The organism is Blastococcus sp. SYSU DS0617, from assembly GCF_054051075.1.
Map to the genome: position 1 here is coordinate 100,448 of NZ_JBJHAO010000010.1, position 20,056 is coordinate 120,503.

Below are 20,056 nucleotides of genomic sequence, written 5' to 3' on the forward strand. Positions count from 1 at the left end.
CTACGTCGCGATGCCCGGCTTGCTGAGCAACGCTCAACAAGCTACAACGACTGCTGAGCAGTGCTCAATTCGAGCGCCCGGATCCCGAGGAGCCGACGATGGCCTTCCGCACGCAGCGCACCCGCACCTCCCTGGTCGGGAAGTCGGTGCTGATCACCGGCGCGGCACGCGGCATCGGCGCCGCCCTCGCGCGCAAGGCCGCCGCACGGGGCGCCCGCGTCGCGCTGGTCGGCCTGGAGCCCGACGAGCTGGCCCGCGTGGCGGACGAGCTCGGCCCCGAGCACCTCTGGGTGGAGGCCGACGTCACCGACCCCGAGGCGCTGAAGGCCGCCGTGCAGCGGACGGTGGACACCTTCGGCGGGCTGGACGTCGTCGTCGCCAACGCGGGCATCGCCCCCCTGACCACGGTGATGACGTCGTCGGCGCACGCGCTGGCCCGCACGATCGAGGTCAACCTGACCGGCACCATGCTGACCGCGCACGCCGCGCTGCCGGAGATCGCGAAGCGCAAGGGGCACGTGCTGCTGGTCAGCTCCGCCGCGGCGTTCACCGTGCTCCCGGGGATGAGCGCCTACTGCGCCTCCAAGGCCGGTGTCGAGCGCTTCGGCGACGTGCTGCGGCTGGAGGTGGCGCACCGCGGCGTGACCGTGGGCAGCGCGCACCCGACCTGGATCGACACCGACATGGTGCGCGACACCGAGGCCGCGCTGCCCACCTTCAAGGCCGTCCGCGCGCAGCTGCCCGGGCCGCTGGGCGCGTTCACCTCGGTCGACGCGTGCGCGGAGGCGCTGGTGGAGAACCTCGAGACCCGCGGCCGCCGGGTGTTCGTGCCGCGGTCGGTCGGCACGATCGCGGCGCTCCGTCAGTTCGTCACGGGCGCGATCGCGGAGAAGATCGTCATGAGGGCCTCGGCCACCCAGGTGCCGCAGCTCGAGCGGGACATCGCCGCGCTGGACGGCCGCGAGTTCGGCACCAACTCCGTCGGCGACCGCTCCAAGGGCGCCGCCTGATCTCTGTTCTTCCGCGGAGAAGCGGCCTGCACGTCCGCGGAGAAGCAGGGCGCTTCTCCGCGGAAAGACAGGTCCTCAGCTGGTCCAGGAGCCGGCGCGGCCGACGGCGTCCCTCCAGCGGTCGTGCCGGCCGTCGTCCCGGAGGCCGTGGGTCGGCTCGAACCGGCGGTCCAGCGCCCAGGTCTGCGCCAGCTCGTCGGTGGAGCCCCACACCCCGGTGCCGAGCCCGGCGAGGAACGCCGCACCCAGCGCCGTCGTCTCGGTGATCTTCGGACGGCGCACCGGCACGCCGAGCTGGTCGGCCTGCAGCTGCAGAAGCAGGTCGTTGGCGCTGGCGCCGCCGTCGGCCGACAGCTCCGGCACCGAGAGGCCGGCCTCGTCGACCATCACGTCGACGACGTCGCGCACCTCGAAGGCGAGCGCCTCGAGCGTGGCCCGCGCGATGTGCGCCCGGGTGGTCCCGCGGGTGATGCCGAGGATCGCGCCGCGGGCGTGCGGGTCCCAGTGCGGCGCGCCCATGCCGGTCAGCGCGGGCACGAAGACGACGTCGCCGGAGTCGGGGACGGTGCGCGCCAGCCCCTCGATCTCGGCCGCGGAGTCGATGAGCCCGAGCCCGTCGCGCAGCCACTGCACCGCGGCACCGGTCACGAAGATGGCGCCCTCGAGCGCGTAGACCAGCCCGTCCCCGAGGTCCCAGGCCACCGTGGTCAGCAGGCCGGCGCCGGAGCGGACCGGCGTCGGGCCGGTGTTGGTGAGCACGAACGAGCCGGTGCCGTAGGTGCACTTGCTCATACCGGGGGAGAAGCACGCCTGCCCGAACAGCGCCGCCTGCTGGTCACCGGCCATGCCGGCGATCGGCAGCGACAGCCCCAGGAAGGAGTCGGGGTCGGTGGTGCCGACGACGCCGGAGTTGGGGACCAGCTCGGGCAGCGCCGACCGGGGGACGTCGAACAGGTCGCAGAGCTCGTCGGACCAGGCGCCCTTCTCCAGGTCGAACAGCAGCGTGCGGCTGGCGTTGCTGGGGTCGGTGACGTGCACGGCGCCACCGGTCAGGCGGGCGATCAGGTAGGAGTCGACGGTGCCCAGGGCCAGCGCGCCGTCGCGCACGTCGGACCAGAGCCGGGGCTCGTGCTCGGCGAGCCAGGCGTACTTGGTGCCGGTGAAGTACGGGTCCAGGCGGAGACCGGTCAGCCGGGAGACGCGTTCCTCCTCCCCGCGCAGCCGGTCGCAGATGCCGGTGGTGCGGCGGTCCTGCCAGACGATCGCAGGGCGGGGGGAGTGCAGCGTGCGCCGCTCCCAGGCGACGGCGGTCTCCCGCTGGTCGGTGATCCCGATGCAGGTCGGCTGGTCCTCGGTGCCGGCCAGCGCCTCGCGGCAGGCCGCGACCGTCGCCGTCCAGATGTCGTCGGGTTCGTGCTCGACCCATCCCGGTCGGGGGAAGAGCTGGGCGAACTCGCGGTAGCCGCGGGAGAGGACGTGGCCGTCCTCGCCCACGACCAGGGCCGTCACCCCGGTGGTTCCTGCGTCGATGGCCAAGACCGGCATGGCGGCGAACCTAACGCCTGAGCCGGGGGCCGGGCACCTGCTCCGGACGACACCGGTCCGCCGGTGACCCATGATCGAGGCCGTGACCACAGGCATCGAGCTCGTCCGCCCGCCGACGCTCTGCACCTCCGTCCCGTACGCGTACGCCGCCGTCACCGATCCCGGCCGCATGGTCTTCACCGCCGGCGCCTGCCCCCTGGACGCCGACGGCGCCACGGTGGCCGTCGGCGACGTCGCCGGCCAGGCGCGGCAGGTCGTGGCCAACCTGGCGACGGCGCTGGAGGCCGCCGGGGCCGGGCTCGACGACGTCCTGAAGACGACGGTGTACGTGGCGACGACCGACCGCTCGGACCTCCTCGCTGCCCGGCAGGTGGTGCGGGACGCCTTCGGCGACCACGACGCGCCCAGCACCCTGGTCGGCGTGACCGTGCTCAGCCACCCCGATCAGCTCGTCGAGGTGGAGGCGGTGGCCGTGCGCGACAGCTGGAACGAGCCGGCCCCGCCGCACGACGGCGACACGGGGACCGCATGAGCGTGCGGCGCTTCTTCTACGACACCGAGTTCATCGAGGACGGCACCACCATCGACCTCGTCTCCATCGGTGTGGTCGACGAGACGGGACGGGAGTTCTACGCCGTCAGCACCCAGTTCGACGAGCGCAAGGCCATCCCGTGGGTGCGGCGCAACGTGCTCGACCAGTTGCCCCCTCCGGCGGACAAGGCGTGGCGCAGCCGCGAGCGCATCCGCGAGGACCTGCTGGCCTTCCTCACCGGCCCCGGTGAGGAGATCGAGCTCTGGGCGTGGTTCGCCGCCTACGACCACGTCGCGCTGGCCCAGCTGTGGGGCGCGATGCCGGCCCTGCCCCGATCCATCCCGCGGTTCACCCGCGAGCTCCGCCAGCGCTGGGACGACCGCGGGCAGCCGCCGCTGCCGCCCAAGCCGGCGGGCACCCACGACGCGCTGGTCGACGCCCGGTACAACCTGGCGCGCTGGCAGGCGATGGAGGAGCAGCGCGGCTGATCGCCCGCCGCCCGCTGGCGTGCGGCGGGCAGGTCCGGAACGCTGCAGACGTGGCAGAGATCAGCGTCGTGCAGGCGCGCACCGTGCTGGCCCGCGCCTTCGCCGACGACCCGCTGATGGTGTGGTTCTTCCCGGACGCCGACGTGCGGCCGCACGCGTGCGCCGCGATGTTCGGGCTGCTGGCCGAGCACTACCTCGCCGACGGCCGGGTCGACGTCGCCTCGCGCCCCGCGCCGGTGGCGGTGGCCATGTGGCGGTGGCCGGAGCCGGACACGGACGACGAGGCCGGGCCGGAGGAGCTGCCCTCGATGGGCGGGCTGCTCACGGCCTTCATGGGGGCCACGCGGGCGCAGGAGGTGGGCGTGGCGATGGGCACGCTCGCCGCGTTCCGGCCGCCGGAGCCGCACGCCTACCTGCACCTGCTCGGCGTCTCCCCGGACGCCTGCCGGCAGGGCATCGGCGGCGAGCTCCTCGAGCGGGGGCTGGATGCCGTGCGCGCGGCCGGTCTGGTCGCCTGCCTGGACACGATGAACCCGGTCAACGTGCCCTTCTACGAGGCGCACGGCTTCTCGGTCCGCGCCGAGGTGGAGCTCGGTCCCGACGGCCCCACGACCTGGTCGATGGCCACCGGCTGACCGCTCAGCCGCGCAGGTGCGCCCAGTCCTCGGGGTGCGTACGCAGCTGTTCGGCGACCGTGCGTGCGGGGTGCCCGGTCAGCCGGGGGACGACGTCGGTGACGGTCGCCAGCTCGCCGGCGGCGATGGCCAGGTAGCTGCTCACCCACCCCTCGATCTCCCAGTCGGGGTGACCGGAGGGCCGGCGGGTCTCCCAGGCCTGCGCCTCGGTCTGCTCCCGGTACTCCGCGGGCCGGCCGGTCACCTCGGCCAGCACCGCAGCGGCCTCGGCCAGCGTGAGCGCCTCGGGCCCGGTGACCTCGAGCGCCTCCCCGTCCAGCTCGCGGTCGTCCCGCAGCAGGACCGCGGTGCCGACGTCGGCCAGGTCGTCGCGGGACACGAACCCGGTCCGGCCGTCCCCGGCCGGTGCGGCGATCACCGCGCGGTCACCCTCGGCGACGGCGAAGAAGGGGACGAAGTCGGCGTACATGCTGTGCCGGAGGATCGTGTGCCGGATCCCCGTGGCGCGGATGGCCTCCTCGGTGGCGCGGTGCTGGCGCACCAGCGTGAACGTCGGCTCGGACCGGTCGGCGCCGACGAACGAGGTGTAGACGATCCGCTGCACCCCCGCGGCGGCGGCCGCCTCCACGGCGCTCAGGTGCTGCTGCAACCGGTCCTCGGCCTCGGCCGCCGACACCAGGTACAGCGTGTCGACGCCGGTCAGCGCCGTCGTCAGGCCGGCGCCGTCGGCATAGCCGCCAGGGGCCGCCACGACCTCGGCGCCGGCGAGGGACGGGGCGCGCGAGGGATCGCGGACGACCAGCCGCAGGGGCGCGCCGGCCGCGGAGAGCCGCGCCGCCACCCGACCGCCCAGCGCTCCGGTCGCGCCGGTCACCGCGATCGTGCGCGTGCGGTCCTTCGAAGGCTCTCCCTGCGGCATCATGACCGGCGACAACCCCCCAGCGGGCCGGCTGCTTCCCGGAGGTACGCGTGCGCATCGGCATCCTGACCGGGGGCGGCGACTGCCCCGGGCTCAACGCGGTCATCCGTGCGGTGGTCCGCAAAGGCATCGGCCGGCACGGCGACGAGATCGTCGGCTTCCGGGACGGCTGGCGCGGTGTGCTCGAGGGCGACACGGTGCCGCTCGACCTCGCCGCCGTGCGCGGGATCCTGCCGCGCGGCGGCACGGTGCTGGGCACCTCGCGCACCAACCCCTACGCGGTGGAGGGCGGGCCCGAGCGCGTGCTGGCCACGCTCGACCGGCTGGGCATCGACGCGCTGATCCCCATCGGCGGCGAGGACACCCTCGGGGTGGCCACGCGGCTGGCCGAGGCAGGCGTGGCCGTCGTCGGGGTGCCGAAGACGATCGACAACGACCTCGACGCCACCGACTACACCTTCGGCTTCGACACCGCCGTCGGCGTCGCCATGGAGGCGATCGACCGGCTGCACACCACCGGCGACAGCCACCACCGGACGCTCGTGGTCGAGGTGATGGGGCGGCACGCCGGCTGGATCGCCCTGCACGCCGGCATGGCCGGGGGCGCCAACGTCGTCCTCATCCCGGAGAAGCCCTTCGACGTCGACGCCGTCGTCGCCCACTGCCTGTCGCGGTTCGAGTCGGGGTTCTCGCCGATCGTCGTCGTCTCCGAGGGGGCGGCCCCGAAGGACGGCGGCCTGATGCTCGCCGCGGGGGAGAAGGACGCGTTCGGCCACGTCCGCCTCGGGGGGATCGGGGCGGCGCTGGCCGCGGTCCTGGAGGAGCGCACCGGCCGCGAGGCGCGGGCGGTCGTGCTCGGGCACGTGCAGCGCGGCGGCACCCCGTCGCCCTTCGACCGCGTGCTGGCCACCCGCTTCGGGCTGGCCGCGATCGACGCCGTCCACGACGGCCAGTCGGGGATCATGGTGGCGCTGCGCGGCACCGACATCGTCCGCGTGCGGCTGAGCGAGGCCACCGCGCAGCTCAAGCTCGTGCCTCCGGAGCGCTACGCCGAGGCCGAGGTGTTCTTCGGGTGAGGCGTCTCTCTCGGGCGCGACGGGCCCGCGCCGTACCCTCGGGTACGTGACTCTCACCGATCCCGCCGAGCTGGTTCCCGGTCTGGACCGGTGGCGGGAGCTGCCCGCCGCCCAGCAGCCGGCGTGGCCCGACCGCCCGGCGCTCGACGCGGTGCTCGGCACGCTGTCGACCGTGCCGCCGATCGTCGCGCCGAGCGAGGTGGACGCCCTGCGCGCCCAGCTCGCCGACGTGGCCCGCGGCAAGGCGTTCCTGCTCCAGGGTGGCGACTGCGCGGAGACCTTCGACCTCAACACCGAGCCGCACCTGCAGGCCACCACGCGGACGCTGCTGCAGATGGCCGTCGTCCTCACCTACGGGGCCAGCGTCCCGGTGGTCAAGGTCGGCCGGGTGGCCGGTCAGTACGCCAAGCCGCGCTCGTCGGACACCGACGCGCTGGGCCTGCCCTCCTACCGCGGCGACATGGTCAACGACCTGGAGCCGGTGCTGGAGAAGCGCATCCCCGACCCGTACCGGCTGGTGCGGGCGTACGCGAACTCCGCGGCCGCGATGAACATGATCCGCGCCTACGCCAAGGGCGGGCTGGCCGACCTGCACGCCGTGCACAACTGGAACCAGGACTTCGTGGCCAGCTCCCCGGCCGGGGTGCGGTACGAGGTCATCGCCCGCGAGATCGACCGGGCGCTGGCGTTCATGAAGGCCTGCGGCGTCGACTCCGAGGCCCTGCGCGCCGTCGAGCTGTACAACTCGCACGAGGCGCTGATCCTCGACTACGAGCGGGCGCTGCTGCGCATGCACGAGGGCCGCCCGTACGCGCTCTCCGCCCACTTCGTGTGGGTGGGGGAGCGCACCCGGCAGATGGACGGCGCGCACATCGAGTTCGTGTCGAAGCTGGCCAACCCGATCGGGGTCAAGATCGGCCCGACGACGACGCCGGAGCAGGCGACCGAGCTCGTCGAGCGGCTCGACCCCGACGGCGTGCCCGGCCGGCTGACGCTGATCAGCCGGATGGGCAACGGCAAGATCCGCGACGTGCTGCCGGCGATCGTGGAGAAGGTCACCGCCAGCGGGCACGAGGTCGTGTGGCAGTGCGACCCGATGCACGGCAACACCCACGAGTCGCCCAGCGGCTACAAGACCCGCCACTTCGACCGCGTCGTCGACGAGGTGCTCGGCTTCTTCGACGTGCACCGCGGGCTGGGCACCTGGCCCGGCGGCATCCACGTCGAGCTGACCGGCGAGGACGTCACCGAGTGTCTCGGCGGAGCCATGGAGATCAGCGACGCGGACCTCAACAGCCGGTACGAGACGGCCTGCGACCCGCGGCTGAACACCGGCCAGTCGCTGGAGCTGGCGTTCCTGGTCGCGGAGATGCTCCGGGGATGACCGACGCCCCCGACCTGGTCGATCTGCGCTCGGACACGGTCACCCGGCCCACGGCCGGCATGCGGAAGGCCATGGCCGAGGCGGAGGTCGGGGACGACGTCTACGCCGAGGACCCGACGACGACCGCGCTCGAGGAGCGCGTCGCGGACCTGTTCGGCGCCGAGGCGGCGCTCTTCGTGCCGAGCGGGACGATGGGCAACCAGATCGGCATGCGGCTGGTCTGCGAGCCGGGCCAGGAGGTGCTCTGCGACGCCGACGCGCACGTGGTCACCTACGAGATGGGTGCCGCGGCGGCGATCTTCGGGATCTCGACGCGCACCGTGGTGTCCTCCGGTGGCCGGCTCGACGCGCAGCAGCTGATCGACCAGGTCCGGCCGCACGACAACTGGCACCTGACGGCCACCGCCGCGATCGCCGTGGAGAACACCCACAACCGCGGCGGCGGGCTGGTCCAGCCGCTGGACCAGCTGCAGGCGCTGTGGGACTGGTCCCGGCAGGCCGGCGTCGCGGTGCACCTGGACGGCGCGCGCATCTGGAACGCCTCCGTCGCCGCCGGCGTCGACCTGGCCACCTACGGCCGGCTGGCCGACACCGCGTCGGTCTGCTTCTCCAAGGGTCTGGGGACGCCGGTCGGCTCGGTGCTGCTCGGCTCGGCGGAGCGGATCGCGACCGGCCGGCTGTGGCGCAAGCGGCTGGGCGGCGGCATGCGCCAGGTCGGCGTGCTGGCCGCGGCGTGCCTGTACGCGCTGGACCACCACCTGCCGCGGCTGCACGACGACCACGAGCACGCGCAGCTGCTGGCCAAGCGCCTGGGCGTGGATCCCGCGTCCGTGGAGACGAACATGGTCGTGGTGGACGACGTGAACGCACCGGTCGTCGCCGAAGCGGCCAAGGCCCAGGGCGTACTGGTCTCGCAGGTCAGCGCCCGCAAGCTCCGCCTGGTCACGCACCTGGACGTCGACCGCGCCGCGATCGACCGCGCCGCCGACGTCCTGACGGAGCTGCTCGCCCGCTGAGCAAGCGGACCGAACAGCCGCGCCGGGGTGGACCGGTCGTCCACCGCCTGGTCGAGGACGTCGAGCAGGCGCCGCTCCTCGTAGCCGAAGTGCGACTCCATGACGGCTTGGATCCCGTCGAGGTGGCGCAGCTTCTCCGCAGTGGAGGCGCCGCCGTCCAATGCTGCGCCCAGCCCGCCGAGCAGGTGCTCGATCATCGAGTGGTCCTGCCTGGGCTGACCGATGACCGCCGCGAGATCGGGGCGTGTCCCGGCCAGCTGCGGGAACAGGGCCTCGTCCTCGGCGCGGTGGTGGCCGGAGAGGGCGGCGCAGAAGCCCCAGCAGTACAGGAGCAGCTCGCGGGACGGCGGGTCGACGTCGCCGCCGTCCTCCAGCTGCTCCCAGGACAGGGCCAGCGCCGCCCGGAGGCGGGTGTGCACGGCGCGCATCTCGGCGCTCCAGGCCCGGGCGCGCTGGGATGTGGGGTGCTCGGAGATGGCCGCGGCCACCTGTCGCTCCCGCGCCTCCATGCCTGACGCGGTCCGTCACCGGCACGCGACGCTGCCGGCACCCTACCGGCTCAGAAGCCGTGGGTGACGATCGCCGGCATGCCACTGTCCAGGGCCGCGATCACCTGCAGCTCGTGCGGCACCACCGGTTCGGGCAGGGCGTCGAGGTCGAACCAGCGCAGCTCGGCGGACTTGGCCGGCTCCAGCCTCGCCGGTTCACCGCTCCACCGCCGGCACTCGAAGAAGAAGTCGACGCGCTCGTCGACGGGACCGTGCGGCGCGACCGTCCGGTGCATGGCACACAGGGGGACGAGGTCGGCCGGGTCGATCGCGATGCCGAGCTCCTCGGTAGCCTCCCGCACCGCGGCGTCCAGGACCGACTCGCCGGCCTCGACGTGGCCCGCGGCGGCCGCGGCCCAGTGGCCGTCCATGTAGCCGGTGGCCTGCCGCAGCTGGAGCAGGAGCTCTTCACCCCGGTCGGAGCGCCGTCGCAGCAGCACGTACGCCGCCGGGACCACCTGGAACCGCATCGGGCCTCCTCGCGTCGCCGACTTATGCGAACTCGTGGTGATCGAGGGTCGATGGCCACGAGTTCGCATGGTTCGTGGCGCGGTGGGGCGGGATCAGGCAACCCCGGCGTCGGTCTCCGGGATCAGGGAGTTGAGCAGCTTGATGTCGGCGGCGTGGCCACCGCACGGATCGCCGTCCTTGAGGCTGGGCGTCTCCACGACGACGGGGACGCCGGCCGTCGCGGGGTGGGCGAGCAGCTCCGCGAACGGTGCGACGCCGATCGAGCCCTCGCCGATCGTGGTGTGCCGGTCGCGCTTGGACCCGCACCCGTCCAGCGAGTCGTTGGCGTGCACCAGCCCCAGCCGCCCGGGCCCGACCGTCGCCTCCAGCAGGTCGAGGGTGGCCGTCATGCCGCCCGGCGTCGCCAGGTCGTGCCCGGCCGCCCAGATGTGGCAGGTGTCGAAGCAGACGCCGACGAGCGGGTGGTCCTCCAGCGCCGCGAAGTAGGGACCCAGCTCCTCGACGGTGGCCGCCAGTGCCTTGCCGCCACCGGCCGTCGGCTCGATCAGCAACCGCGGCCCGGCCGGGTCGGCCGCCTCGAGCACCGGGAGCAGCCGTTCCCGCAGCTGCGCCAGGGCGTCCTCGTAGCGGTCCTCGCCGACGGCGGAGCCGGCGTGCACGACGACGCCCTCGCAGCCCAGCTGGGCACCGCGCCGCAGGTTGTGCGCGATGGAGGCCACGGACTGCTCGACGGTCGCCTCGGTGGGCGATCCGACGTTGACCAGGAACGGGGTGTGGATGAACGACGGGATCCCGCGCTCGGTGCACCCGGCCGTGAACAGCGCGTCCTGCGCCGGGTCGCCCGGGGTGAGCTTCCAGCCGCGGGGGTTGCCGACGAACACCTGCACGGCGGCGGCACCGACGGCGTCGGTGTAGGGGAGACCGCCCTTGGCCAGGCCGCCCTTGATCTGGATGTGCGCGCCGATCGGCGGCACACGTCGCGGAGCAATCACAGCGCGACTATCCGAAGGTGAGCAGGATCGTGACCTTGGTGCCCTGCTCGACGGTCTCCCCGGGGTTCACGCTCTGCCGGAAGACGCGGTCGCCGAAGAAGCGCGTGGACTCCACCTGCAGGCCCACGGCCTGCAGTGCGGCCGTGGCCTCGGCCTCGCTCATGCCGACGACGTCGGGCACCGTCACCAGTGGCACGCCGGCGGAGACCCGGATCTTCACGGTGCTCCCGTAGGGCGCCTGCCGACCCGGGGCCGGGTCGACCACCATGACCTCGCCCTTGTCCACGTCGGCGCTGCGGCCGTCGGAGCCGCGGGTCACCTCGAAGCCGAGCTCCTTCAGGTTGGCGGTCGCCTGCTCGGGGGTCTGGCCGGTCACGTCGGGCACCGCCACCGGCGCCCGGCCCTTGCTGACCAGCATGGTGACCACCTGCTCGCGCTGCAGCTGGCTGCCCGCCGGCGGGTCGAAGCCGGTGACCATCCCGACGGGCACCTGCTCGTCGAACACCTCGGTGCGGGTGACCTGCACCGGGACGGTCTCCTGCAGCTCCGCCTCCACCTCGTCGGCCGGGCGGCTGACCAGCTCCGGGGCGATGACGTAGCGCTCGGGGCCCTTGGACACCACGACCTCGACGTCGGTGCCCCGGATGGCCTCGCCGCCGGCTCCGGGGTCGATGGAGATCACGGTCCCGGCGGGGACGGTCTCGCTCCACTCCTCGACGACCGGGTCCGGGTCGAGGCCGGCTTCCTGCAGCAGGTCCACGGCCGCTTCGCGGGACTTGCCGACCAGCTCCGGCACGTCGGTCCACCGGCCGCTGCCCAGCCACCAGCCGACGGCGCCGATGGTGATGGCCAGGAGCAGCACGAGGGCGACCGCGAAGCGGGCCCGGCGGCGGCGGATGTGCTGCGGCACGCCGGGGCGCGCGCGGTCCACCCCGGGGCGGCGTCCGCCGACGTCGGTGGTCGGGCCGGCGCCCATGCCCGGCAGCGTGCTCGTGCGGCCGCTGCGCTGGGCGCCGAGGACGGCGGTGCCCGGGTCGCTGGGGTGGCGCGGGCGGGTCGGGCGGTTGGTGGGGCGCAGCGTGCCGGGCCCGGCGGTGCTGCGCCCGGTCGGCACGGGGACCGATTCGATGCCGAGGTCGCGGCGCGCGTCGAGCAGCTCGGCGAGGAAGGCGCCGGCGTCGATGGGCCGGCCCGCCGGGTCGCGGCGCGTGCCGCGGCCGACCAGCTCGTCGACCTGCCAGGGCAGCCCGGGCACCTCGGCCGACGGCGCGGGCACGTCGTGGTGCACGTGCTGGTAGGCCACCGCGAGTGGCGTGTCACCGCCGTAGGGCGGGTGCCCGGTGAGCATCTCGTAGAGCACGATGCCGGCGGCGTAGATGTCGCTGCGCGCATCGGCGCGCCCGCGCTCGAGCTGCTCGGGGGAGAGGTAGGCCACGGTGCCGATGAGCACGCCGCCGGTCTGGCTGGTCTGCCCGGTGCCGACGACGGCGCGCGCCAGCCCGAAGTCGGCGACCTTGACCACGCCGTCGATGCCGATGAGGACGTTCTCCGGCTTGATGTCCCGGTGCACGATGCCCGCGCGGTGGGCGGCGGTCAGCCCGGACAGCACCGGTTCCAGGACGGCGAACGCCTCGCCCACGGTCAGCCGGCCGCGCGCGGTGAGCAGGTCGCGCAGGGTGCGCCCGCGCACCAGTTCCATGACGAGGAACACCAGGCCCTGGTCGCTGCCCTGGTCGCTCACGCCCACGACGTTGGGGTGGCTGAGCATCGCGGCGGCCCGCGCCTCGCGGGTGAACCGGTCGACGAAGGTGGGGTCGTGGGCCAGGTGCTCGGCCATGACCTTGACCGCGACGGTCTTGTGCAGCCGCAGATCGGTGGCCGAGTAGACGGTGGACATGCCGCCGCGGGCCACCCGTTCCTCGAGGCGGTAGCGCCCCTCGAGAACGAGGCCGACCACGGGGTCGGTCACGACGGTGTCCACTCGACCGAGTGTAGGAGCGTCGAGGGGCCCGGGAGGCCTGCGACGCGGTGCGGGGGACGCCCGGGACCCGTGGTGCGCATGCGTACCGCCGGCCCCGGGCGTGCCGTCCTCAGGCCAGGTCGAGGCCGGGGTACAGCGGGTGGGCGCTGAGCAGCTCGGCGGTGGCCGCGCGCGTGCGGTCGGCCAGGCCGTCGGTCAGCACGTACTTGGCCTTGGAGACGCCGCCGTCGCGCGTCGCGGTGGGGGTGGCGTTCGAGAGGACGTCGACGATGAGCTCGGCCGTCCGGTCGAACTCGGCCGCGCCGAACCCGCGGGTGGTCAGCGCCGGGGTGCCCAGCCGGACGCCGGAGGTGTACCAGGCGCCGTTCGGGTCGGCCGGGATCGCGTTGCGGTTGGTGACGATGCCGGCGTCCAGCAGCGCGGACTCGGCCTGCCGCCCGGTGAGCCCGAACGCGGTGACGTCCAGCAGCACCAGGTGGTTGTCCGTGCCGCCGGTGACCAGGCGCCCGCCGCGGCTGCTCAGGCCGTCGGCCAGGCTCTGTGCGTTGTCGGCGACCGCCTGCGCGTAGCCGGCGAAGGCGGGCTGGCGGGCCTCGGCGAAGGCGACGGCCTTGGCGGCCATCACGTGCGGCAGCGGGCCGCCCAGCACCATGGGGCAGCCGCGGTCGACGGCGTCGGCGAACTCGGGCTGGGCCAGCACGAACCCGCCGCGCGGTCCGCGCAGCGACTTGTGGCTGGTGCTGGTGACGACGTGGGCGTGCGGCACCGGGTCGAAGTCGCCGGTGAGCACCTTGCCGGCGACGAGACCGGCGAAGTGCGCCATGTCGACCACGAGCGTGGCGCCGACCTCGTCGGCGATCTCGCGCATCGTCGCGAAGTTCACCCGGCGCGGGTAGGCGGAGTAGCCGGCCATCATGATCAGCGGCTTGAACTCCCGGGCCCGGGCGCGGACGGCGTCGTAATCGAGCAGCTCGGTGGCCGGGTCGGTGCCGTAGGAGGACTGCTCGAACATCTTGCCGCTGATGTTGGGCCGGAAGCCGTGGGTGAGGTGGCCGCCGGCGTCGAGGGACATGCCGAGCATGCGCTGGTCGCCCAGGGCCCGGCGCAGCGTCGCCCAGTCGTCGTCGGTGAGGTCGTTGACGTGCCGGACGCCGGCCTGCTCGAGCGCGGGCAGCTCCACGCGCTGGGCGAGCACGGCCCAGAAGGCAACCAGGTTGGCGTCGATGCCGGAGTGCGGCTGGACGTAGGCGTAGGGGGCGCCGAACAGCTCGCGGGCGTGCTCGGCGGCGAGGGACTCGACGGTGTCGACGTTCTGGCACCCCGCGTAGAAGCGGTGCCCCACGGTGCCCTCGGCGTACTTGTCGCTGAACCAGTTGCCCATGGTGAGCAGCACGGCCGGGCTGGCGTAGTTCTCGCTGGCGATGAGCTTGAGCGACTCGCGCTGGTCGGTCAGCTCCTGGCTGATCGCCGCGGCGACCCGCGGCTCGACCGCACCGATCACCGACAGGGCGCTGCGGTAGGCGTCCGAGGCCGTCGCGGCGTCGAAGGGGGTGGCGTGGGTGGTGGGCGCAGTGGTCATGGGGGTCTCCTGGCCGGCGTCGTCAACAGGGTCGCCCAGGCGCGCGGCAGGGATCGTGCGGACCGCTCCCCGGTGGGTGCCCACCTCTTCGCGCCAGTCACGGCCCGGGACGAGGTTATCGCGCAGGGACGACGGTGTCGCGAGGCACCGACCGGACGTCGTCCACGCCACACAACGCCATGGTGTGCGCGAGCTCCTCGCCCAGGCCGGTCAGGACGCCGGCCACGCCGTCGGCACCGCCGGTCGCCAGCCCCCAGATGGTGGGCCGCCCGACGAAGACCGCACGCGCCCCGAGGGCGAGGGCGGTCAGCACGTCCGAGCCCGACCGGATCCCGCCGTCGGCGTAGACCTCGACCTCGTCGCCGACGGCGTCCACGACCTCCGGCAGGGCGTGCGCGCTGGCCACCGCCGGGTCGACCTGCCGGCCCCCGTGCGTGGACACCCACACCGCCGAGGCGCCGGCCTGCACGCAGCGGACGGCGTCGTCGCCGCGGAGCACGCCCTTGACCACGACCGGCAGCCCGGACAGCTCGCCGAAGCGGGCGATGTCGTCGAAGGTCCAGGTCGCCGTCGCCAGGTCCTGCAGCCCGGGCCGGTCGCCGTCGGCGGGGTGGTTGGCCATCCGCAGCCCGGCCGGCAGCGCGAAGTCGTGCCGGAGGTCGCGACGCCGGCGGCCCAGCAGGGGGAGGTCGACGGTGAGCACGAGCGCGGCGTAGCCGGCGTCCCCGGCGCGGCGGGCCAGGTCGTCGGTGTGTGCGCCGGAGTGCAGCCGGTAGAGCTGGAACCAGAGTGCGGAGTGGGGGACCTCCGCCGCCACCTCCTCCAGCGTGTGCGTGGCGCTGGTGGACACGGTCATGAGCGAACCGGCGGCTGCCGCACCCCGGGCGGTGGCGAGCTCGCCGTCGGGACGGGCCATGCCCTGGTACGCCCACGGCGCGACGCCGATGGGGGAGCGGACGGCGGTGCCGAGCAGCTCGGTGTCCAGCGGCACGGACGTGACGCCGCGCAGCACGCGGGGCCGCAGCCGCCACGTGCGCCAGGCGCCGGGGGCCTCCCGCAGGGTGGTCTCGGTCTCCGCGCCGCCGGCGTAGTAGTCGAAGACGTCGGCGGGCAGCAGCTCGCGCGCCGAGGCCTCGAGCCGGTCCAGGTCGAGGAAGGGGGGCTCCCGGTCCTCGGGCGTCTCCTCGCCCACGGCGCGCCGTCGCTGCCCCGGCACCGGGCTGTCGGCTGGTGGTGGAGGCGCCATAGGCTCGCACCTTATGGACACGTTCACCCCCGCGGAGGTCGCCCAGCTCCTGGGCACCTCGCCGAACCGGGTCCGGCAGCTGCTGCGCGACGGGAAGCTGATGGCCGTCCCCGGCAGCGGCAACGGCAAGATCCCCGCCGCCTTCGTCCAGGACGGCGTGATCCTCAAGCACCTGCCGGGGCTGCTGACCGTCCTCCGGGACGGCGGCTTCACCGACGAGCAGGCCTTCGACTGGCTGTTCCGCGAGGACGAGACGCTGCCCGGGACGCCGGTGCAGGCGCTGCGCGACGACCGGCACACCGAGGTCACCCGCCGGGCCCAGGCCCTGGCGTTCTGACCCGGGTGCATCCGCGGCCGGCACCGGCGCGGAAGGTCGTGCCGTGGAGCAGCTGACCTACCTCGGGCTGCTCGTCGGGTGCCTGGTGGTCACCGCACCCCTGGAGCTGGTGCTGCGGGTGCGGGTCTACGCCCGCTGGCGGCGGTTCCTGCTGGCGATCGTGCCGGAGCTGGCGGTCTTCCTCGTGTGGGTGCTCTACGCGATCGCGCAGGGGCACTGGGACTACTCGGCCACGCGCACCCTCGACGTGCGGCTGCCCGGCGGGATCCCGCTGGAGGAGGCGCTGTTCTTCGTCGTCGTCCCGCTGTGCTCGGTGCTGGCGCTGGAGGCCGTGCGCCGCGTGACGGGTTGGGACGCCGGCTATCCCGCCGAGGAGGCCGAGACGTGAGCTACAGCGTCCTGGCGGTGCTGGCCGTCGTCGCCGTGCTGGTGGCGGACCTGGCCGTCTTCCGCACCCGCATGGTCACCCGGAAGGTCTTCTGGACCGCCTACGCGATCATCCTTTTCTTCCAGCTGCTGATGAACGGCGTGCTCACCGGCCTGGACGTCGTCACGTACGACGAGGCCACCATCTGGGGGCCGCGGATCGCCTACGCGCCGGTCGAGGATCTGCTCTTCGGCTTCGCCATGGTCACCCTCACCCTGGCCAGCTGGGCAGCGGTCAACCGGCGGGCGAACACCGCCAGGCGGCGTGGCCTGGACACCGACACCCGGCCGTCGAGCACCCGGTAGCCCGCCCGCTCGATCTCGCCCAGGATCCCGCCGTACAGCGCGGTGGCCGCCCGCACGCAGTCGCGGGACTCCGGCGCCAGCAACGGGGTGCCGCCCGCGGCGTCGTCGTAGCGGCGGCGGGTGATCGCCACCATCTCGCGCATGAGCGCCTCGAAGCCGGGGGTGTGCCGCCGGGCGGCCAGCTGCTCGCGGGTGACGCCGTGCGCGGCCATCAGGTCGGCCGGCAGGTAGACCCGGCCGCGGTCGATGTCCTCGGCGACGTCGCGGAGGAAGTTGGTCAGCTGGAACGCCTCGCCGAGGGCGATGGCGTGCGGGGCGGCCTCCTCGCGGGTCACCCCCGGTGCGGTGCCCAGCACGGGCAGCACCTGCAGGCCGATCACCGACGCCGAGCCCCACATGTACCGGTCCAGCGCGGCCAGGTCGGGATAGCCGTCGACGTCGAGGTCGCTGGTCATGGCGGCGAGGAAGTCCACCAGGTGCTCGACCGGGATGTCGTAGCGGCGGTAGGTGTGCACCAGGGCGAGCCGCACCGGGTCCTCCGACCAGCCGGCCTCGAGCTCGGCGAGGACCGCGCGCGACCACTCGGCGAGGTCGCCCTCGGGGTCGGGGCCGGGCAGGTCCACCAGGTCGTCCGCGGTGCGGGCGGCGGCGTACAGCGCGTGCACGGCGGGACGCCGGTCGGGGGTCAGCAGCCGGGTGGCCAGGTGGTAGCTCTTGCCGTGCTGGGCGGCGATCGCGGCGCAGTGCGCGTAGGCCTCAGTGAGCTGCTGCTGCCGGGCGGCCTGGGTGCCGGCCGGCCGGATCACCGGGGCACCGGCCCGGTGATCCGCTCGGCAGCCAGCCGGCCGCTGATCAGCACCATGGGCACCCCGACGCCCGGCTGCACCGACGAGCCGGCGAGCACCACGTTCTCCGGACCGCGGCGGGGGAGGGTGGAGGGCCGGAAGGGGCCGGTCTGGCCGAAGGTGTGCGCCAGCGCGAACGGCGTGCCGGCGGCCATGCCCTGCTCGGCCCAGGTGAGCGGGGTGTCCATGTGCTCCACCTCGATCGCGTCGGCGATGCCCGTCCAGCCGCGGGCGTCCAGGGTGGCCAGCAGCTCCTCGCGGTAGCGCGGGCCCAGCGTCGCCCAGTCCAGGCGCGGGTTGCCGCCGCTGCGCGGGTCGAGGTTCGGAGTGGGCGCCACGACGCTGACCACCTGACCGCCCTCGGGTGCCAGTGATCGGTCGGTCACCGATGGCATGCTGATGAGCAGGCTGGGATCGGTCATCGGCCGGCCGTCGCGGGTCAGCTCGTCGAACACCTGCCGCCAGGCCGCGCCGAAGCTGATCGTGTGGTGGGCCTGGCCGCGGAGCTCGCTGCGCACACCGACGTGCAGGGCCACGCAGGACGGCGACCAGACGGGGCGGCGCGGAGCCGGCACGCCCGGGACCAGCCGCCACGGCTCGTCGGCGGTGACGACGACGGCGTCGGCGGGCAGCACCTCGCCGTCGGCCAGGCGCACGCCGCTGACCCGTCGTCCCGACGTCGGCAGCCCGGTGACGGTCGCCCCGTAGCGGAACTGCACGCCGGCGTCGGCGGCCGCGTCGGCCAGCGCGCGGGGGACCGCCGCGATGCCGCCCTCGGGGTGCCAGACCCCGGCGCCGATGTCGAGCTGCGCGATGACGGCGTAGGCGGCGATGGCGCGGAACGGGGAGACGCCGGCGTAGAGCGCCTGGAAGCTGAACAGCCGCCGCAGCCGGTCGTCGGCGAAGTACGTCCCGACGTGCGAGGACAGCCGGCCGAATCCCCCGCGGCGGGCGAGCCGGACCAGCTCGGGGCCCAGCAGGTCGAGGGGGGAGTCGAGGTTGCGGTCGATGAAGGTGGTCAGCTGCAGGCGGTACAGCTCGGCGAGGTCGGCGAGGTAGCGGCGCAGGGCGTCGGCCTCGGCCGGCCCGCAGACGCGGGCCACCTCGGCGGCGAAGGCGTCCGGCGCGGCGTGCACGTCCAGCGAGCTGCCGTCGGCGAACTGGGCCCGGTAGCTGGTCTCCAGCGGGGTGAGCGTCAGCCGGTCGGCGAGCTTCTCGCCCACCGCCGCGAGGGTGTCGGCCAGGACCTCGGGGGCGGTGAACACCGACGGGCCGGTGTCCAGGGCGTAGCCGCCGGACTCCATCCGCCCAGCCCGCCCGCCGGGGCCCGTCCCACGCTCGACGACGGTCACCTCGCGGCCGGCGCCGCGCAGGCGCAGCGCGGTGGCCAGGCCGGCCAGGCCGGCGCCGACCACGACGACGCGGTCGGTGGCTCCAGGAACTGTCCGCACGTCAGGCGGCTCGGGAGGTCGCCGCGACGGCGAGCGCGTCGAGGGCGGCCTTGGCGTCGTCGGCCAGGGGGGCGTCGGCGATGGCGCTGCGCGCGCGGGCGGTGCTCGCGGCGATCCGCTGCTCCACGCGGTCGCGGGCGCCGGTGCTCACGATGAGTTCGCGCAGGGCCTGGAAGTCCTCCTCCCGCGCCCCGGCGTTGCCGAGGAGTTCGTCGAGCAGCCGGCGGCCGGCGGCATCGGCGGCCTCCTCGGCCAGCGCGATCAGCAGGGTCTGCTTGCCCTCGCGGAGGTCGTCGTCGGCGGACTTGCCGGTGACGGCAGGGTCGCCGAACACGCCGAGGACGTCGTCGCGCAGCTGGAAGGCCTCGCCCAGCGGCAGGCCGATGGCAGTGGTCGCCTCGACGACCCGCGGGCCGGCCCCGGCGATGGCCACGCCGAGCTGCAGGGGCCGCTGGACGGTGTAGCCGGCGCTCTTGTAGCGGGCGACCGTGAGCGCGCCCTCGGGGCCCGGCAGACCGCCGGCGGCGCGGAGCAGGTCGAGGTACTGCCCCGCGGTGACCTCCGTGCGCATCGTGTCCCAGACCGCCCGTGCCCGGCTCAGCGCGCCCTCGGAGATGCCGGAGCAGCGGAGCAGCTCGTCGGACCAGACCAGCGCGAGGTCGCCCACCAGGATCGCCGCGCCGGTGCCGAACAGCTCGCCGTCGCCCTTGAGACCGTCGGCGGCGTGCCGCGCGGCGAAGCCGATGTGGGTGGCCGGGCGTCCGCGGCGGGTGACGGCGCCGTCCATGACGTCGTCGTGCACCAGGGCGCTGGCGTGCACGAACTCCAGGGCGGACACCGCGCGGAGGACCGCGGCGTCGTCCTCACCGGCGCCCGGACCGGTGTCGCGCGCCCCCCGCCAGCCCCAGTAGGCGAAGGACGGGCGCAGCCGCTTGCCACCGGCGGCCAGGGCGGCGACCTCGTCGACGACCGGCACCAGGCCGGCGGCCATGCCGGCCAGCGTGGTGCGCTGCCGCTCGAGGAACTCGGTCAGCGACGCGGTGACCGCGGCGTGCAGCCGGTCGAGGTCGGCGGCGGCCAGGGAGGGCGCCAGGTGGGCGGCCGTCCGCTGCGGGGTCCCGATGGTCACCAATTCAGTATCGCCCCGCATTGCCCGACGGGCTGATCCGGCGACGGCTGGGAGGGTGCTGCCGAACATGTGTGGGTCCGCCTTCCGGGTCGTCCGCTTCCTGGCCTCTTCGTCGCCACGGGCGGTTCCGGATGCGGTCG

19 protein-coding genes, 2 pseudogenes and 1 riboswitch are annotated in these 20,056 nt (G+C 74.3%); of the genes and pseudogenes, 10 read left to right on the forward strand and 11 right to left on the reverse strand.

All coding sequences use genetic code 11. The features are described 5' to 3' along the window. The first annotated feature begins 98 nt into the window (after positions 1–98). Complete coding sequence (locus ACI793_RS12815; RefSeq protein WP_456606752.1) at positions 99–1,010, forward strand: SDR family oxidoreductase; 912 nt, start codon at positions 99–101, stop codon at positions 1,008–1,010. A 75-nt stretch (positions 1,011–1,085) separates the two neighbouring features. Here the strand turns inward: ACI793_RS12815 and glpK are convergent, their stop codons facing one another. Beyond that, a complete protein-coding gene (glpK, locus tag ACI793_RS12820) occupies positions 1,086–2,555 on the reverse strand; it encodes a glycerol kinase GlpK (protein WP_456606753.1) in 1,470 nt (489 codons plus the stop codon). Positions 2,556–2,637: 82 nt separating this feature from the next. Between glpK and ACI793_RS12825 the strand changes: the two genes are divergently transcribed. The 3 genes from ACI793_RS12825 to ACI793_RS12835 are packed head-to-tail and all read left to right on the forward strand — an operon-like array spanning position 2,638 to position 4,210. Beyond that, complete coding sequence (locus tag ACI793_RS12825; protein WP_456606754.1) at positions 2,638–3,087, forward strand: RidA family protein; 450 nt, start codon at positions 2,638–2,640, stop codon at positions 3,085–3,087. Continuing rightward, entirely contained in the window at positions 3,084–3,575 is a 492-nt protein-coding gene (locus tag ACI793_RS12830) for a polyadenylate-specific 3'-exoribonuclease AS (RefSeq protein WP_456606755.1), read from the forward strand. Before ACI793_RS12825 ends, ACI793_RS12830 begins: the two co-directional genes overlap by 4 nt. A 50-nt stretch (positions 3,576–3,625) precedes the next feature. Next, on the forward strand, positions 3,626–4,210 hold the full coding sequence (locus tag ACI793_RS12835) for a GNAT family N-acetyltransferase (RefSeq protein ID WP_456606756.1): 585 nt from the start codon (positions 3,626–3,628) through the stop codon (positions 4,208–4,210). Between the two features lie 4 nt (positions 4,211–4,214). Here the strand turns inward: ACI793_RS12835 and ACI793_RS12840 are convergent, their stop codons facing one another. After that, entirely contained in the window at positions 4,215–5,132 is a 918-nt protein-coding gene (locus tag ACI793_RS12840) for an NmrA family NAD(P)-binding protein (protein ID WP_456606757.1), read from the reverse strand. Positions 5,133–5,179: 47 nt separating this feature from the next. Between ACI793_RS12840 and ACI793_RS12845 the strand changes: the two genes are divergently transcribed. The 3 genes from ACI793_RS12845 to ACI793_RS12855 are packed head-to-tail and all read left to right on the forward strand — an operon-like array spanning position 5,180 to position 8,605. Further along, on the forward strand, positions 5,180–6,205 hold the full coding sequence (locus ACI793_RS12845) for a 6-phosphofructokinase (protein ID WP_456606758.1): 1,026 nt from the start codon (positions 5,180–5,182) through the stop codon (positions 6,203–6,205). A 46-nt stretch (positions 6,206–6,251) separates the two neighbouring features. Beyond that, positions 6,252–7,589, forward strand: coding sequence for a class II 3-deoxy-7-phosphoheptulonate synthase (locus ACI793_RS12850; RefSeq protein ID WP_456606759.1), 1,338 nt, complete (start codon positions 6,252–6,254; stop codon positions 7,587–7,589). Continuing rightward, positions 7,586–8,605, forward strand: a complete 1,020-nt coding sequence (locus tag ACI793_RS12855; protein ID WP_456606760.1) for a threonine aldolase family protein — start codon at positions 7,586–7,588, stop codon at positions 8,603–8,605. Before ACI793_RS12850 ends, ACI793_RS12855 begins: the two co-directional genes overlap by 4 nt. 71 nt (positions 8,606–8,676) lie before the next feature. On the opposite strand, the pseudogene ACI793_RS12860 reads toward ACI793_RS12855, so the two are convergent. The 6 genes and pseudogenes from ACI793_RS12860 to ACI793_RS12885 all read right to left on the reverse strand — a co-directional run. Continuing rightward, positions 8,677–9,114 (reverse strand): annotated as a pseudogene (locus ACI793_RS12860) (hemerythrin domain-containing protein); the annotation flags it as partial. A gap of 50 nt (positions 9,115–9,164) precedes the next feature. Then, the gene (locus ACI793_RS12865) at positions 9,165–9,623 is read right to left on the reverse strand and encodes an NUDIX hydrolase (protein ID WP_456606761.1); all 459 of its coding nucleotides are present in this window, start codon (positions 9,621–9,623) and stop codon (positions 9,165–9,167) included. A gap of 93 nt (positions 9,624–9,716) precedes the next feature. Continuing rightward, positions 9,717–10,616 carry a deoxyribonuclease IV gene (locus ACI793_RS12870; RefSeq protein WP_456606762.1) on the reverse strand — a complete coding sequence of 300 codons (900 nt, stop codon included), beginning with the start codon at positions 10,614–10,616 and terminating at the stop codon, positions 9,717–9,719. Between the two features lie 7 nt (positions 10,617–10,623). Continuing rightward, the gene (pknB, locus tag ACI793_RS12875) at positions 10,624–12,597 is read right to left on the reverse strand and encodes a Stk1 family PASTA domain-containing Ser/Thr kinase (RefSeq protein WP_456606763.1); all 1,974 of its coding nucleotides are present in this window, start codon (positions 12,595–12,597) and stop codon (positions 10,624–10,626) included. A gap of 109 nt (positions 12,598–12,706) precedes the next feature. Next, entirely contained in the window at positions 12,707–14,176 is a 1,470-nt protein-coding gene (locus ACI793_RS12880) for a glycine hydroxymethyltransferase (protein WP_456606764.1), read from the reverse strand. A gap of 26 nt (positions 14,177–14,202) precedes the next feature. Continuing rightward, a riboswitch (ZMP/ZTP riboswitch) is annotated at positions 14,203–14,287 on the reverse strand. A 4-nt stretch (positions 14,288–14,291) separates the two neighbouring features. Then, a complete protein-coding gene (locus ACI793_RS12885) occupies positions 14,292–15,422 on the reverse strand; it encodes an alpha-hydroxy acid oxidase (RefSeq protein WP_456606765.1) in 1,131 nt (376 codons plus the stop codon). 13 nt (positions 15,423–15,435) lie between these two features. Here ACI793_RS12885 and ACI793_RS12890 point away from each other — a divergent pair, with 13 nt between their 5' ends. The 3 genes and pseudogenes from ACI793_RS12890 to ACI793_RS12900 form a co-directional block, all read left to right on the forward strand. Continuing rightward, positions 15,436–15,759 carry an Rv2175c family DNA-binding protein gene (locus ACI793_RS12890; protein WP_456606766.1) on the forward strand — a complete coding sequence of 108 codons (324 nt, stop codon included), beginning with the start codon at positions 15,436–15,438 and terminating at the stop codon, positions 15,757–15,759. Between the two features lie 43 nt (positions 15,760–15,802). Then, positions 15,803–16,147 carry a lycopene cyclase domain-containing protein gene (locus ACI793_RS12895; protein ID WP_456606767.1) on the forward strand — a complete coding sequence of 115 codons (345 nt, stop codon included), beginning with the start codon at positions 15,803–15,805 and terminating at the stop codon, positions 16,145–16,147. A gap of 41 nt (positions 16,148–16,188) precedes the next feature. Beyond that, positions 16,189–16,353 (forward strand): annotated as a pseudogene (locus ACI793_RS12900) (lycopene cyclase domain-containing protein); the annotation flags it as partial. Here ACI793_RS12900 and ACI793_RS12905 read toward each other — a convergent pair. From ACI793_RS12905 to ACI793_RS12915, 3 genes are read right to left on the reverse strand one after another with little or no spacing between them, the layout of a single operon-like run. Beyond that, entirely contained in the window at positions 16,350–17,297 is a 948-nt protein-coding gene (locus ACI793_RS12905) for a phytoene/squalene synthase family protein (RefSeq protein WP_456606768.1), read from the reverse strand. The pseudogene ACI793_RS12900 and the gene ACI793_RS12905 sit on opposite strands and share 4 nt — an antisense overlap. Beyond that, a complete protein-coding gene (gene crtI / locus ACI793_RS12910; protein ID WP_456606769.1) occupies positions 17,294–18,787 on the reverse strand; it encodes a phytoene desaturase family protein in 1,494 nt (497 codons plus the stop codon). Before crtI ends, ACI793_RS12905 begins: the two co-directional genes overlap by 4 nt. 1 nt (position 18,788) lies before the next feature. Next, the gene (locus ACI793_RS12915; RefSeq protein WP_456606770.1) at positions 18,789–19,916 is read right to left on the reverse strand and encodes a polyprenyl synthetase family protein; all 1,128 of its coding nucleotides are present in this window, start codon (positions 19,914–19,916) and stop codon (positions 18,789–18,791) included. Positions 19,917–20,056 lie beyond the last annotated feature (140 nt).